The 15,187-nt window shown below is 40.9% G+C and carries 17 protein-coding genes; 8 read left to right on the forward strand and 9 right to left on the reverse strand.

What is annotated here, in order from left to right:
• Window positions 1–72 precede the first annotated feature (72 nt).
• Window positions 73–1,038 (forward strand): acetamidase/formamidase family protein, encoded by a 966-nt coding sequence (locus tag H6G74_RS04965; RefSeq protein ID WP_190966620.1) that lies wholly within the window; start codon window positions 73–75, stop codon window positions 1,036–1,038.
• A 292-nt stretch (window positions 1,039–1,330) separates the two neighbouring features.
• A complete protein-coding gene (locus tag H6G74_RS04970) occupies window positions 1,331–1,702 on the forward strand; it encodes a sulfite exporter TauE/SafE family protein (protein ID WP_062293231.1) in 372 nt (123 codons plus the stop codon).
• 216 nt (window positions 1,703–1,918) lie between these two features.
• Here the strand turns inward: H6G74_RS04970 and H6G74_RS04975 are convergent, their stop codons facing one another.
• Window positions 1,919–3,169 (reverse strand): HhoA/HhoB/HtrA family serine endopeptidase, encoded by a 1,251-nt coding sequence (locus tag H6G74_RS04975; protein ID WP_190966621.1) that lies wholly within the window; start codon window positions 3,167–3,169, stop codon window positions 1,919–1,921.
• A 261-nt stretch (window positions 3,170–3,430) separates the two neighbouring features.
• Here H6G74_RS04975 and H6G74_RS04980 point away from each other — a divergent pair, with 261 nt between their 5' ends.
• Window positions 3,431–4,174, forward strand: coding sequence for a hypothetical protein (locus H6G74_RS04980; protein WP_190966622.1), 744 nt, complete (start codon window positions 3,431–3,433; stop codon window positions 4,172–4,174).
• 158 nt (window positions 4,175–4,332) lie between these two features.
• On the opposite strand, the gene asnS is transcribed toward H6G74_RS04980, so the two are convergent.
• Window positions 4,333–5,724 carry an asparagine--tRNA ligase gene (gene asnS / locus H6G74_RS04985; protein ID WP_190966623.1) on the reverse strand — a complete coding sequence of 464 codons (1,392 nt, stop codon included), beginning with the start codon at window positions 5,722–5,724 and terminating at the stop codon, window positions 4,333–4,335.
• A 2-nt stretch (window positions 5,725–5,726) separates the two neighbouring features.
• Complete coding sequence (locus H6G74_RS04990; RefSeq protein ID WP_062293227.1) at window positions 5,727–6,095, reverse strand: hypothetical protein; 369 nt, start codon at window positions 6,093–6,095, stop codon at window positions 5,727–5,729.
• 73 nt (window positions 6,096–6,168) lie between these two features.
• Here H6G74_RS04990 and H6G74_RS04995 point away from each other — a divergent pair, with 73 nt between their 5' ends.
• Complete coding sequence (locus H6G74_RS04995) at window positions 6,169–6,459, forward strand: DUF6439 family protein (protein WP_190966624.1); 291 nt, start codon at window positions 6,169–6,171, stop codon at window positions 6,457–6,459.
• Between the two features lie 105 nt (window positions 6,460–6,564).
• Here the strand turns inward: H6G74_RS04995 and H6G74_RS31715 are convergent, their stop codons facing one another.
• The 5 genes from H6G74_RS31715 to H6G74_RS05020 form a co-directional block, all read right to left on the reverse strand.
• Complete coding sequence (locus tag H6G74_RS31715) at window positions 6,565–6,738, reverse strand: hypothetical protein (RefSeq protein WP_313888452.1); 174 nt, start codon at window positions 6,736–6,738, stop codon at window positions 6,565–6,567.
• Between the two features lie 210 nt (window positions 6,739–6,948).
• Entirely contained in the window at window positions 6,949–7,209 is a 261-nt protein-coding gene (locus H6G74_RS05005) for a hypothetical protein (RefSeq protein WP_190966625.1), read from the reverse strand.
• Between the two features lie 101 nt (window positions 7,210–7,310).
• Complete coding sequence (locus H6G74_RS05010; protein WP_390849035.1) at window positions 7,311–7,610, reverse strand: hypothetical protein; 300 nt, start codon at window positions 7,608–7,610, stop codon at window positions 7,311–7,313.
• A 731-nt stretch (window positions 7,611–8,341) separates the two neighbouring features.
• Window positions 8,342–9,643: a serine/threonine protein kinase gene (locus H6G74_RS05015; protein WP_190966627.1), complete on the reverse strand. Its 1,302-nt coding sequence runs from the start codon at window positions 9,641–9,643 to the stop codon at window positions 8,342–8,344.
• A gap of 62 nt (window positions 9,644–9,705) precedes the next feature.
• Window positions 9,706–10,710 carry a serine/threonine protein kinase gene (locus tag H6G74_RS05020; protein ID WP_190966628.1) on the reverse strand — a complete coding sequence of 335 codons (1,005 nt, stop codon included), beginning with the start codon at window positions 10,708–10,710 and terminating at the stop codon, window positions 9,706–9,708.
• A 180-nt stretch (window positions 10,711–10,890) separates the two neighbouring features.
• Here H6G74_RS05020 and H6G74_RS05025 point away from each other — a divergent pair, with 180 nt between their 5' ends.
• The 3 genes from H6G74_RS05025 (at window position 10,891) to H6G74_RS05035 (ending at window position 12,102) form a co-directional block, all read left to right on the forward strand.
• Window positions 10,891–11,145 (forward strand): FitA-like ribbon-helix-helix domain-containing protein, encoded by a 255-nt coding sequence (locus tag H6G74_RS05025; RefSeq protein WP_190966629.1) that lies wholly within the window; start codon window positions 10,891–10,893, stop codon window positions 11,143–11,145.
• A gap of 41 nt (window positions 11,146–11,186) precedes the next feature.
• Window positions 11,187–11,561 carry a type II toxin-antitoxin system VapC family toxin gene (locus H6G74_RS05030; protein ID WP_313888453.1) on the forward strand — a complete coding sequence of 125 codons (375 nt, stop codon included), beginning with the start codon at window positions 11,187–11,189 and terminating at the stop codon, window positions 11,559–11,561.
• A 289-nt stretch (window positions 11,562–11,850) separates the two neighbouring features.
• Window positions 11,851–12,102 (forward strand): hypothetical protein, encoded by a 252-nt coding sequence (locus tag H6G74_RS05035; protein WP_190966630.1) that lies wholly within the window; start codon window positions 11,851–11,853, stop codon window positions 12,100–12,102.
• Here the strand turns inward: H6G74_RS05035 and H6G74_RS05040 are convergent.
• Window positions 12,081–13,274 carry a cysteine desulfurase family protein gene (locus tag H6G74_RS05040; RefSeq protein WP_190966631.1) on the reverse strand — a complete coding sequence of 398 codons (1,194 nt, stop codon included), beginning with the start codon at window positions 13,272–13,274 and terminating at the stop codon, window positions 12,081–12,083. The genes H6G74_RS05035 and H6G74_RS05040 overlap by 22 nt on opposite strands.
• Window positions 13,275–13,489: 215 nt before the next feature.
• On the opposite strand from H6G74_RS05040, the gene H6G74_RS05045 reads away from it, so the two are divergent.
• Window positions 13,490–15,118, forward strand: coding sequence for a DUF655 domain-containing protein (locus H6G74_RS05045; RefSeq protein WP_190966632.1), 1,629 nt, complete (start codon window positions 13,490–13,492; stop codon window positions 15,116–15,118).
• Window positions 15,119–15,187 lie beyond the last annotated feature (69 nt).

Below are 15,187 nucleotides of genomic sequence, written 5' to 3' on the forward strand. Positions count from 1 at the left end.
TTTCTTCTTTGATTTAAAACTCCATTCCTTTATGGGTGGAGTATTCTGAATTCTGTCTTCTGACTCTTTTTTATGACGCATCACATCTTAAAAGCCACCACAGAAACAGTGCATCTTGGTGGGTTCTCCCATTTATTAAAACCAGCACTCATGATTAATTCTGGCGACACTGTTGATGTCGAAACCTTCACTGGTTACTACATTTACGACAAAGCACCCCCAGAATTTCTCACTCCAGAATTTGTGGATATCTGCCAAAATTTGCCAGCCGAACGCAAAATTGCTGGGGGGCCGCATTTACTCACTGGGCCAATTTATGTGCGGGATGCTGAACCAGGGGATGTTTTAGAAGTAAGATTAGAAGCGATCGCCCCAAGTTTACCAGTGGGTTTTAATGCTATTCGTACAGGCTGGGGAGCTTTACCACAGCAATTTACCCAACCTGCACTAAGATTCATTCCCCTAGATTTAGCTAATAATATCGCCGAATTTCCCGCTAACAGGGGCATTAAAATTCCGCTTACACCCTTTTTTGGGATTTTAGGTGTGGCGACACCGCAAAGCGATCGCAATTCCATTCCCCCCGGCAATTATGGCGGTAACATCGATAACCGCGAACTCCAAGCAGGTTCACGGTTATTTTTACCGATTTACGTCCCTGGGGCATTATTTTCTATGGGTGATGGACATTCTGCCCAAGGAGATGGAGAAGTAAATGTTACAGCCATTGAAACTTCCATGAACGGGAGAATTTCTCTCATACTCCGCAAAGATTTATCACTCACAACACCCATCGCCGAAACCCCAACAGACATCATCACAATGGGTTTTGCTGAAACCTTAGACGCAGCTTTAGAACAAGCTTTAAAAAATATGATTGCTTTTCTACAAGATTTCGCCAATTTATCAGCAGAGGAAGCATATATTTTGTGTAGTTTAGCTGTCAATTTTCGCATCACCCAAGTTGTGAACAGTCCCCATAAAGGCGTTCACGGGATGTTACCCAAATCAATCTTCTCACCTAAAATGAGTTTGTAAGCCAGAATTAAGAACTCACAATCCAGTAAGTCAGAATCGTGAAGAAGTTCAGAGATATCACCCGTCACTTGTCCTCTACTATAGGTCAATACGGTTCAGTTAAGAGAATAGTAGGTTGGGTGTAGCGATAGCGTAACCCAACAAAGTATGCGTGAATGTTGGGTTCCGTTCCTCCACCCAACCTACACCAGTTTAGATTGTTACCTTAACTGAACTGTATTGTACTATAGGTAAAATTCTGACTTCTGACTTCTGTATTCTTAATTCTGTAAGTCAACAACAAACATTTTGTATGTCTAATATTCTTGTACAAATGCTGCTCATTGGTTTAGCGGCTGGTGTTGCTGGTGGGATGTTTGGTATCGGCGGTGGTGCAATTATGGTTCCAGCAATGGTACTACTAGTGGGGCTAGACCAAAAATTTGCCACAGGTACATCCATAGCCGCCCAAATCTTACCCATAGGTATTTTAGGCGCAGCAGTTTACTACCGTAGCGGTAACATTAACATCAAATATGCAGTCATGATTGCTCTTGGTTTAGTAGTAGGAAATCTCTTTGGTGCTTTATTTGCCAATCAGCCATTTATTAGCAGTGAAACCATGAAGAAGCTGTATGGCATCTTTTTATTAATCATAGGTGGAAGATATTTGTTCTTCCGTTAATTTGTGAGAGTGCGGGTGTATGTGGGCGAACAGCTGTTCGCCCATACTATTGCTATAAACTAATACAGTTAAGAGAATAGTAGGTTGGGTGTAGCGATAGCGTAACCCAACAAAGTATGCGTGAATGTTGGGTTCCGTTCCTCCACCCAACCTACACCAGTCTAAGTTGTTGCCTCAAATGAACTGTATTTCCATATACCCTATACTCAGCACTCATCATTGCACTTGAGTGGGGAAACTACCGGGACGGACAGATAAATTGAGTGTTTGTCCATTACGGCGTAACTCTAAGCGCAAATCTGCACCGATTTGGCTTTTATCAACGGCTTTCTGGACACTCTCGGCTTCTGTGACAGTGCTACCTTCAATCTTTTGGATGACATCACCTGCACGTAACCCGGCTTTGGCGGCGGGTGAATTAGGCATAACTTTCACAACTAAGACACCTTTATCTTCATTAATACTCAAACCACTATTGGGGTCAGAATTGATATTTTGTTTGAGTTGTGGTGTTAACCCAATCATCTGAATGCCAAGATAAGGATGCTGGACTTTACCTGTAGAAATTAATTGGTTAGCAATACGTTGTGCTGTCGCAATGGGAATAGCAAAACCTATACCTTGCGCTCCTTGAATAATAGCTGTATTCATGGCAATTACTTCACCACGGGCATTGAGTAATGGCCCGCCAGAGTTCCCAGGATTAATTGCTGCATCAGTTTGAATAAAATCTACTCGCTTATCAGATGCGCCAATTTGGTTGCTGCTGCGTCCGGTGGCGCTGATGATGCCTGTGGTGACTGTATTATCTAATCCTAAAGGATTACCAATTGCGATCGCCCATTCTCCTGGTTGCAATTGGTCAGAGTTACCCACGGTGACAGTCGGCAAATTGTTGGCTTGAATTTTGACAACCGCAACATCTGTTAATTCATCTTTGCCTAAAACTTTACCTTGTAAACTCCGCCCATCTTTAAGGATGACTGTCACTGTATCTGCACCATCAACAACGTGAGCATTGGTGAGGATTTGACCATCACCACTGATAATAAAGCCAGAACCAGTACCACGCTCTACTCTTTCTTGGCTTTCTGGTAGTTGTGAACCAAAAAAGCGGCGGAAAAATGGGTCGTTGAATTCCTCTGGTATTTGACTTCTGACGGTGCGAGAAGAATTAATTCGTACCACGGCTGGCCCTACCTTCTGCACTACCTGAGTCACAAAATTAGGATCTGTACCCGCAACAATTGGCGGTGCAGCATTCACCCGACTTAATGCCAAATTCGATGCACTTTGCGACACCTGCGACTGATGGTTAGCCAGATAACCACCAGCTAAGGTCATACCAGAACCTAGCAACACCAATGATAGAGAAGCCGCCGCCTTTCTCCAAGGTGCTGGTTTACGGTATTTGGCATCTGAAGTGCTATTTAATGGGTTATTTCCGTCTGGTATTTGATTTTGCATTGCCGTCTGAAAGGTTATTTTGAATCTATTACTAATGTAGACAGGGTTTATTACACTTTTGTTACAGCTATATAGCAGAAATGTGAAAATGTGACTATTTTCCTACTCAAGAGCCAAATTGTGTATCAAAATAAGCTTTCTACTAGCTTACACACCTATACTCTTATCCCTATGCACCCATGATTTATCTATTACGAAATTGGCGCTGAGAAAAATTTGTGTTAAGGTGTCGTCTTTGACAGGGTTCCCTACTAAGAAATCATGACTAAGCGCCACCAATTACCCAAATCTCTAGCATTTTTATGTTTATTTGCAGTATTAGGAATTGATTTAGTCCATCCTCAAGTTGTTGCTCAAACGAGTATTAGGCCATCTTTTGGCAAAAGTGTAGCATTTACCTGCAATGACAGTGAAGCCAGCATCAAAGCGAAAAACGGGCCGAAAATATCAATAGGTGCAAAAACTATCTACATTGGTTATCAACAAGTAACATCTCTCAACAAAGACCCCCGCATCGTTCGCTTTGATAATGGTGTGAAAAAATGGTGTCGCAGTGACTACGAAACCACTATTGATGATGGTACAGGCTATGGGTTGTTATGGGATGGCAATAACGTTTTATATGGCATTTTCTCTTCAACTGGTAGCCAGAGCGGTAACGATTTTCGTCGCTTTGCTAAGAAAGGTTGGCTATCTTCTTATGGTAGTGGTGGCGGTGCAAAAGTAGCAGTTATCGCCAGGATTAATCCGAGCAACGGTAGCGTTTTATCTGCGACATTTGTCACTGCTAAAAAACCAAATGATGGTAAAAGTAATTCTTTAATAATTACTAACTTATCATGGAACGGCACCACCTTAAAAGTACTAGCAGACTCATGGTCTAATCCACGGCGTGCTGATAAAAATTCTATGACTTGCGCTGGTGCATCACCTTATAAATATACCGCCATATTTACTAGTGATTTAACAAAAGTAACCTCGGCTTCCGCAGTTAATTGTAATTAAGAAGGTTACAGGTTAAAGGTGATTAAAAGAGGTGTGAGGGTGTAACCTAGATTTCTCACAAGAGAGAAATCTAGGGGTGTGGGAGGGGTGGGAAGATAGTGAAGAAATCTTTCCCCCCACACTCCCCACACTCCCCACACCTTCCTTTCTATCCCTGACTAAAATTCAGCATTTTGTGGTGTGCGGGGGAATGGAATCACATCACGAATATTTCCCATACCTGTCATAAACTGCACGAGTCTTTCAAAACCCAAGCCGAAACCCGCATGAGGTACAGTCCCAAAACGGCGCAAGTCTAAATACCACCATAAATCTTCGAGTTTCATTCCTTGGGCTATTACCCGACGTTCCAGCACATCTAAACGTTCTTCTCTTTGGGAACCGCCAATAATTTCCCCAATTTTGGGTGCGAGAATATCCATTGCGCGGACGGTTTTTTCATCGTCATTCAACCGCATATAGAATGCTTTGATTTGCGCGGGATAATCTGTGACAATTACAGGCTTTTTAAATAATTGTTCTGCCAGATAACGCTCATGTTCTGATTGTAAGTCTAAGCCCCAACTTACAGGATAATCAAATTTAACATCAGCTTTTTCTAATAATTTGATGGCATCTGTATAAGTCAGACGTTCAAATTGATTGTTAACTATATTTTCGGCTGTGGCTAAAACTGTATTATCAATGCGTTCATTGAAAAACTGCATATCTTCTGGGCATTTTTCTAATACATAATTAAAAATATGTTTGAGAAATGCCTCGGCTAAATCCATATCACCTTCTAAGTCACAAAATGCCATTTCTGGCTCGACCATCCAAAATTCTGCAAGATGGCGAGAGGTGTTAGAATTTTCGGCGCGGAAGGTGGGGCCGAAGGTGTAGACGTTGGAAAACGCCATCGCCATAACTTCGGCTTCTAACTGTCCACTAACTGTTAAATATGTGGGTTTAGCAAAAAAGTCTTGAGTGTAATCTATAGCTTGGTTGTCAGTGCGGGGAACATTTTTGAGATCGAAACTGGTGACGCTAAATAATTCACCTGCACCTTCGCAATCACTGGCGGTAATAATGGGGGTGTGTACCCATAAAAAGCCGCGTTCTTGAAAAAATTGGTGAATGGCTGTGGAACAGGCGTTTCTGACGCGGAACACTGCACCAAAGGAATTTGTACGCGATCGCAAATGTCCAATTGTGCGTAAAAATTCAAAAGAGTGGCGTTTCTTTTGCAATGGATAAGTTTCGGGATCAGCTTCACCGTAGACTTTCACCGCCTCGGCTTTTAATTCAATACGCTGTCCTTTCCCTTGAGAAGCTACCAATACACCGTTAACTTCCACCGACGCACCTGTATTCAGTCTTTTCAAAATCGCCTCATAGTCTGGCAAATCTTGATTGATGACAACTTGCAAATTCGCTAGTGATGAACCATCATTGACTTCAATAAAGGCAAATCCTTTCAAGTCACGCTTTGTTCTTACCCAGCCTTGAACTACAAGAGACTCATCAGGTTGACCACTTCGCAATATTTCTGCAACTCGTCTATTTACCATATTTACCCAGCACAGGATTTTAATATCCAGCCTATGATAACGCCCATTCCACCAAAGCGGACGGCTTGCCAGAAAGGTTTTTTCAAGCTACGCCAAGAAAATAACCGACTTTCTAAATTGATTTCTAGCAAATCCAACTGCTTTTGAATTTGTTGCAACTCAGCTTTGATTTCTGGCGTTTGGGGTTTATTGTCTCTTAGTTCTTGTTGACGTTGTTGCCATTCTGCCTTTTGCTGTTGATCCTGCTTAACTTGAGTGTATCGTTCTTTAATTAAAATGAGCGATCGCTCTACTTGGGCTAATTCTTGCTCAAAATCCGGCTCTTGATTTTCTTCGGCTGAAGGATTATGTGATTTTTTAGGCGGCTTCATTGACTGGTAGTAAATTAAGATTAATCTAATGCCAATAGTTGAAAGTTACTAATTAATCCCCAAATTTATAGATATGGAATCTCTTAATACTCAGCACTCAGCACTCAGCACTCAAGAACTCAGCACTCAAGAACTAGCACAAGCCCTCATGGAAAGACTCACCATCTCTCCTAACGATTGGCATCGCCTCAAGTCTAACCGCAATTCTCGTGCTAGTGAACAAGTAGCGGCGGCGCTGGTATATCTCCTCAAAAATCAGCCAGAAGAAGCCCTTCCCCGTTTAGAACAAGCTGTAGGTTGGTTAGATAAATCAATATCTGCACCTCCATGTCCGACACATGGACATAAGGGACAAGGAAGTTAACTAGTTTTTAATAATGCTGTTGATGAGCGATCGCATTTCTTACTTTACCGGAGAGTGCGATCGCTTTTCCTTTAATTTCTCAATCGGAATTTAGGTTTATTGGAATCAAATCGAGATAATTTGGATAGCTTTAACTCGGTGCATTGGCTTGGTTGGTTTTTCAGTAGTAATTAGTTCATCAGCTTTGAGCCAAAGAGCAGCAGAAACATGAAGTGCATCCATCGCCGCTAAACTGTAAATACAGGCTAGTTGATGAGCATCTTTTGTGATTCGCTCCAAGTCTATCACCCAATCACTAACAGCATTGAAGAAGGTTTCGTAGAAGTCTGTTTCGGTTTGCTGTTGGTTATAAATTGCTTTGGGGAGTACTTCTAACTTGACAAATTGACTCGATACAAATTCTCGATTTTCATGCTATTTGCTCGAATACTGATAGATTCAACTCCCCTAAAAGCAGTGATCAGAACTCCAGAATCGATGTAAGTTTTCTTACGACTCACTGTATCCACCCCGACGTTCAGCAAGCTCTTGTTCAATTTCTGCTTCGTTAAGTAATTTTATTCCAGAGGCGATCGCTTGTTGACGAATTTCCCACAATTTCTTGGCTAAAGGGGTTTGTGGAATATATTCTTTATTGATTGCTGTTGTTTTTGATTGGGATTTTAGGGTTTCAACAAACTCTAAAACCATTTGCTGCTTTTCGGGTGTGAGTTCTCGCCAGCTTTCAAGTAATTGTTCTTCTTTTCCCATAATCTACCTCACTATAAGATGTTTTAATTGTGACTCATATTGTTGCTGAATATTTGAAAATCACCCCGACTGTGAAAAAAAAGCCGGGGTGTTGTGGTTAGTTATGCAACTAAAATGTAACGGATTAAAATACTCATCACTTGATCAGGGTTGTCAGTTGGAATTAGTGGACTCCAATCGCCCACCTCGGCATAACCGATCGCCTGCAAATAATGTATTGTACTGGTGACAGCTTTGGGTGAACCAATCAACAAATGTTTAATGGGTTCTCTGTTGGGTAATGGCTGTTGATTAGATGCTTTGGGAGTAGGTGCATCAAAATTTTCCCTTCTCAAAAATTGCTCTAGTGGTGTTTGAGCAGAATTTTGATCATCACCGAATTTATATTCTTGTGCCATGATAATAATCGACTCCTAATTAGGTGTTGGAAGAAAGGCGATTGCAGACTTTGACAGGACGGCGATCGCCTTTCTCATGCTATTTATATTAAAGTATAAAATTATACTTGTCAATCACTTATTTAAATATTTTTGCAACTAATTAAATCTGTTTAAATCGCAGTTTATAAAGGAATTTAAATAAGGATGAGAAAAATTTTCAGGATTTATTCAGTGTATTAAAATAAAAAGCATATTCAGCAATTTCAGCTAAGTAGAACTTAGCCCCGACGAATGGAATTCGCGGCTATAAAAACAAAGTCCGCCTGCGCGGACTAAGATAAAATCAAAGTTTTTGAACCCGCGCAGGCGGGTTTTATCCGTGTAGCCGCGACTTCAGTCGCTGGGTGCAAGATATGACTTAATTGAGTAATAACATCACAACTTTGTGTCCTAAAGACAGAACCTTTTGTCCTAAAGACAGAACCTTGTGTCCTAAAGACAGAACCTTTTGTCCTAAAGACAGAACCTTTTGTCTTAACGACAGAACCTTTTGTTCTAACGACAGACCTTTGTGTCCTAACGACAGAATGTTTATTAGATAATGCTGTTGATTAGCGATCGCATTTTTGACTGTATTGGAGAGAGTTTAGGTTGGGTGAAACGAAGTGAAACCTAACCATATCAGGAATTTTGGATGTTGGGTTGCGCTATCGCTCCACCCAAACTACTTTTCTGTTATCTGTTCTTTATCATCACCACAAGGCACGTATAGGAAGCCCTCCGTTAAAAACTCGGTGTACTAGCACTCCCAAACCCAAGCCAATAAAGGAAGTAGCAACCAAAATTAAAAAAGTATGAAACTGGCTAAAAGATTCTCGTAATTTCTCTCCTACCAAAGCCAAAGCCAAAGCAAAAGCAAAAGCAAAAGCCCAAGCCCCAGCCCAAGTACCAGCCCAAGCCCCAGCCACAGCCCAAGCCCCAGCCACAGCACCAGCCACAGCCCAAACCCAAGCCACAGCCACAGCCACAGCCACAGACACAGCCACAACCCAAACCCAGATCGGAGCGTTAGACGCAACTAATGAGTAGCCTACTAATAGGTAACTTAACATTACACCTATCAACCAGCCCCAAGGAATAATTCTAGGTGGTGTGGGTTTTGAGTTTACCTTGACTTTAGGACGAACAAATTCTCTTTTATAGAATGATTCAACAAAAGGCGGAGGTGTTGCTTTTGGTGCTTTTAACATTGTCAACCATGCTTGCATAGACTGAGGGCGATCTTTTGACTCCAATGCCATACCCTTGAGTATTGCTCGATTTAATCGCTCACTGATGGCTCGGTTATATTGTTTGGGCGGTATAAGAAAAGTATTATCAAGCTTGCGAGCTAGAGAAGTTGTTGGGGGTTGACCTGTCACTGCATAATAAAGTGTGGCAGCAAGACAGTAAATATCAACTGTTGGCTCTCGACTACCCCTAGTCATCTGTTCATAGGGCGCAAATCCCTGATTACCTGCCTTACTTGTTGTACTCAAAGTTTGAGGCTCAATTCCTTTAGCAATGCCAAAGTCTATTAAAACGGCTCTACCATCACTCCGCAACATAATGTTTCCTGGGTGTGCATCTCTGTGTACCAGTTCGGCTTTATGCACCACTGTTAAAGCTTCCCCAATTTGACAGATACAAGGCAAAATCTCGGCTTCTGGTAAAGCTCCTCTGCGCTTTACCGCCTCAAACAAGTTTTCTCCTGGTACAAAGTCCATTACCAAGCAGTGAGTTGCGCCTTCTCGAAACAGGTCAATCACTCCCACAATGTGAGGATGGGAACCTTGAGATAGGCGTGCTAATATTTGCCCTTCTTTGATAAATCGTTCTACATATCTGTCGTATTCTGGATCATGGCTGAGAAATTCATTGGGTGTTTTAATAACAACTGGACGATTTAGCTCAACTTGCAATGCTTTGTAAGTAATCCCAAATCCACCTTGTCCCAGGACTCGCTCAATTACATATTTGCCATTTTGTAATTGTTGTCCTGCTATCCAGGGCATGAATACCTCTTGGTAAATAAAATTACTATGAGATTGGAATGATGATGAAAGTTTAGCTGATTCTACGGAGTTTTACTAGATGGCGGACTGGTCACTGTCGGGGGAGGCGGTGGAGAAGGTTTGAAAATTGTATACCAAGCAGCCATAGCTCCAATACCTGCAAGTAAAGTTCCAATGGCAGTAATAGCAACCCAATCAATTTTTGCTTTAGGTTTAAGTGGTTTTGTTGTCTCTATCTTGCTCCCAGTCAATCCCAAAGAATTAAGCCATTCTTGCATAGACTGTGGCCTCTGCTTGGGATCTAGCTGCATTCCTGCTAAGATTGCGTCGTTGGTCTTCTTGGTAATCTGAGGATTATATTCTTTTGGAGAGACTAAATGTTCACCATCTGCTTTACGCTTTACCGCACCTACAGGTGTTCTCCCTGTCAGAAGTTTATACAGAGTAGCTGCCAGTGAATAAATATCGCTATAAGCTTGTGTTGTATTACCTCTAGCATAAAGTTCTGGTGGTGTAAATCCTTCAGATGTTTCTTGAGTTCGGCTTGTAGTTAAGATGTGGTCAAAATTTAAAGCTAGACCGAAATCAATCAACACTGCTTCTAAATTTCCATCTCGCTTCCGCAGTAAGATGTTTCCCGGATGCACATCCCGATGAATCAACCCTTTGTTGTGTACTTCTATCAGTGCTTCGCCAATTTGCTGAATGTAACGCAGTGCGTCTGGTTCCGAAAGTATTGATGGACGAAGATTAGCTAAACTATCTTCACCGATATATTCCATTACCAAACACGGATACTCCCCTTCCCTAAAGAGTTCCGTAATCTGCACAATATGGTTATGTTTACATCCTCGAAGTTTGAAAGCTTCATCGTAAAACATATTCTCCAGTCGTGCGCGTTCATCTGGACTGAGAGATTGAAGCAAGTCATCATTTAAGGTTTTAATAACTAAGCGATCGCTATTCCTGTTTTTTACCAAATAGGTAATCCCAAAGCGTCCCTTTCCTAACTCCCTTTCAATCGTGTATTTTCCACCTTGCAACTGATCACCTGCAACCCAAGCCATCTTTGCAACTCCCCAAATACATAGATTAATTCTCACATAAGTAGTTGGACAAAATTAAATTTATTCGTAGGGATAGGGAGAAAGAAACAGAAAAACTACAATAAAATTAAGAATGGTGCAGTACAATCCTTACACAACTTATTTTTGACTTTTAACTTTTGAATTACCCGAAGGGTCGGTATGGCTCAAATCTTAGTTGAAAATTTAGATCCTATAATTCTAGAAAAACTAGAAAATCTTGCCAAGCAGCACGGTAGGTCTTTGCAAGAAGAATTAATACATATTCTTCAACAAGCCGCAGAAACAGTAACAAATTACCACACTGGGGGCGATATGCAACAAGCTAGAGATGCAGTAGCACGCGCTCAGGTAAGATATGCAAATAAATTTTTCACTGACAGTGCTGAACTTATCCGTGAGGATAGAGAACGGTGAGCCGATATGTTTTAGATGCCAGCATTGCTATAAAATGATTTGTGCCAGAAATTTACTCTGATTTTGCTAGACGTTTACTAGCAAGTAATCATACTTTTTTAGTGCCAGATTTTTTCTTCGCAGAATTAGCAAATGTCTTGTGGAAACGAGTACGTCGCAGCGAAGATACTGCTGAAAATGCAAGGCAAACTTTGGCAGATTTAAATACAGTTCCTGTAGAAGTTTACTTATCTCAGCCATTGATGCCACTTGCTTTAGATATTGCCATGCAAAGCGATCGCGCAGTATATGATAGTTTATATCTAGCCCTGGCAATTTCGCAAAAATGCGAGATGGTGACAGCAGATGAGAAATTCTACAATGCGCTGCAAAACACTGTTTACGTTAATCATCTTCTGTGGGTGGAAAATATTTAAACTTAGATAAAAAACTACGTAGCTATAGGATTTTTGAAATTGAACCAGAAGTATAATCCACTATATATAATCTGGGTCAATACCTAATTCTTGCAGTTTTGCCGCCAAGCGATCGCTTGTTGTTTTTTTTCAGCGATATGCTACTTTTTCTGGAGTTGGAATTTATTCATTTTCAGAACCAGCCTGACTCTTCAAGCCTTGTACCTACCGTACATAAATCTCCATATAGATAGGGTTTGAATGATTTTCGGCAGCTTAGAATAAACTGCATAACTATACGGAGTTGGTTATGCAGGAACTCAGATTTAAACCAGGTAATATTTACGAGTTTGTTGACCACAACGAGATACCAGTATTTTCCCAATTGAGATACGTGGAAACAATTTTTAACCCAGTTAATAAAGAAATCTGTTTACATTTTGAGGTATCAGAAGATAGTTGCGAGCATCCCCAGGATATTTACTTTAGCCAAAGCAGTATCGACCAACAAATTGGGGGTATTTTTGAGGCTAGTGAGTATCAGGTTAGATATGAATACTGAGTAAGATTTTCGTGAATAGGATAGTTCGGTGTCAACCTTTGCAAAACTTGCTTCAACACCATTGCAGTCCAATCAATATCTGCTTGGGTGGTATCACGCCCTAATGTCATCCGAATACCGCCCAAGGCTGCTTTTTGAGAATAACCCATTGCTAATAATATGGGGCTGGGGCTGAGTTTACCGCTATGACAAGCAGCACCCGCACTAATGCCAATACCAGCTAAATTTAATTGTCGAACCAAGGTTTTACCACTGAGTTTTTCACCGTCGGCGTATTCTAAACAGAAACTAACATGATGGGGTAAGCGATGGATGCGATCGCCTGTGGGAATTAAACCGGGGACATCTGCTAACAAAGCAAACAAGCGATCGCGCAAATTAATCAATCTTGGTGTTTCGGTTGCTAGTTCTTTGGCGGCTAATTCAGCAGCGATACCAAACCCAGCAATTATCGGGACAGCTTGCGTTCCCGAACGCATCCCCATTTCTTGTCCACCACCAGTCAACAGAGGCATAATTTTTACCCCAGGACGAATATACAATGCCCCGACACCTTGTGGCCCGTAGATTTTATGGCTGGAAATGCTGAGTAAATCAACTGGTAATGTCTGCACATCCAGGGGTAAACGTCCAGCAACTTGCACTGCATCGGTGTGGAAAATTGCACCATGCGATCGCGCTATTTTACCCAACTCGCTAATTGGTTGAATTGTCCCGACTTCACTTTGTCCGTAAATGATTGACACCAACACGGTGTTATGTCGCAAAGCAGCTTGTAAATCTAACGGGTTAACTCTTCCTAAGCTATCCACTCCCAAGCGTGTGATTTCCCAACCCCACATTTCTAGCATTCGCACCGTTTCAGAAATGGCGGAATGTTCCACACTAGAAATAATGATATGTTGCGGTACAGCATACAACCTCGCTACACCAATAATTGCCAAATTATCAGATTCTGTACCGCCACCCGTAAAAATAATTGATTCAGAATCAATAGCGTTAATTAAGTCTGCAACTTGAACTCTGGCTTGTTCCAGAACTATCGCCGCCCTTTGTCCCCACTCATGCAAGCTAGAAGGATTACCCCACTGTTGAGTGAGAATTGCTTGCATCGCTGCGATCGCTTCTGGGCGAGTTGGAGTAGTAGCACTGTAATCTAAATATATTTGCATATCACAACATTAGGGCGGAAAGACAAGGGCAATAGGCTACTCACTATTTTCACCATACAAAGATGTCTGGTTAAATCTTGAGAAAATGTGAATTAATGTGCATCAATAGGAAGATTTTTTAACTGCCGATCAAGCTGTTTACCTCTTTAAATTGGCGTACTGCATTTTGGGAACAATAACTATGTTCGCCACCAATTTACTTTTAGCAGATTACCGTGCCAATTTTTCGTAGATCAAGGTATTTTTGGCTATTTGCCTTAATATTTGTTACCACAGCTTGTCAACAGGCTAAAACATCCGATAAAAGTTTATCAGCTTTACCACAAGATCCATTGATTCAAGTTTATCTAAATCAGTCTGAATCTTCAGAATATCGTGAATCTTACCGTCAGCAAACACGACTAGGTGATGATTTAGAAAAAATCATTGTTGATACTATTTCTCAAGCGAAATCTACAGTAGATGTAGCAGTCCAAGAATTACGTTTACCTAAAGTTGCTCAAGCATTAGTAGACAGACAAAAAGCCGGGGTAAAAGTGAGAGTAATTTTAGAAAATATTTATAGTCGTCCTTGGAGTAGCTTTACAACAGCAGAAGTTAAAAAACTCGCAACTAGAGAACGAGAAAGATATAACGAATTTCATAAATTTATTGACTTAAATCAAGATAACCAACTCAGCCCAGAAGAAATTAATCAAAGAGACGCATTAGTAATTTTACAAAATGCCAAAACTCCCGTAATTGATGATCAAGCTGATGGTTCCGCAGGTAGTAATTTAATGCACCACAAATTTTTGATTGTGGATAATCGCATGGTTATTGTAACTTCGGCTAACCTCACTCTCAGCGACACTTCAGGCGATTTCAGCAATCCTAGCAGTTTAGGTAATGCCAATAATTTACTCAAAATTGATAGTCCAGAATTAGCAACTGTGTTTACCCAAGAGTTTAATATTATGTGGGGTGATGGCACTGGAGGTAAGCCAGACAGCCGATTTGGCATTAAAAAACCACTGCGTCCTCCCCAACAAATTACTGTGGGTGATAGTAAAATCACAGTCCAATTTTCTCCGGCTTCTCCTACTCAACCTTGGAGTCAAACTAGTAATGGGTTAATTGGGGAAAAGTTAAATACTGCCACTAAATCAATTGATTTGGCATTATTTGTCTTTTCTGAACAGCAACTTGCCAATGTTTTAGAACAACGTCATCAACAAAATATAGATGTTAAGGCTTTAATTGATGCTCAATTTGCCTATCGTTATTACAGCGAAGCCTTAGATATGCTGGGAGTTGCTTTGAGTAATAAATGTAAGTATGAAATTGACAATAAACCTTGGTCAAAGCCAATTACTAGTGTGGGTGTACCTGTATTAGCCAAAGGTGATTTACTCCATCATAAATTCTCAATTATTGATAATAGAATAATCATCACAGGTTCACATAATTGGTCAGATGCAGCTAACAATGGCAACGATGAAACTTTGATGGTTATTGAAAATCCTACTGTTGCGGCTCATTATGTGCGAGAATTTGCTCGTCTTTATGCCAAAGCGCAAATTGGTTTACCATCAGAAATTCAAGCAAAAATTCAAGCAGAAACAAAAAAGTGTCCGACAATCTCTGCACCAATTTCTAGTCAAAATCCCATCACCCAAAAAATCAATCTCAACACAGCCAGCCTGGAAGAATTAGCCACTCTTCCTGGTGTGGGTAAAAAGTTAGCTCAAAAAATAATCATTGCACGTCAACAACAAAAGTTTACATCCCTCCAAGATTTAGACAAAATTCCTGGTATAAGTACTAAGATGCTAGATAAATGGCGCGATTATGTGAGTTTGTAAATATTTCTATTGACCTATTGATATTTATTACCCATTTCTACTGAAAGTCAGAGGAAGTTGTATGACTAG

Origin of the sequence: Nostoc spongiaeforme FACHB-130, assembly GCF_014698475.1 — a bacterium.
GTDB lineage: Bacteria > Cyanobacteriota > Cyanobacteriia > Cyanobacteriales > Nostocaceae > Nostoc_B > Nostoc_B spongiaeforme.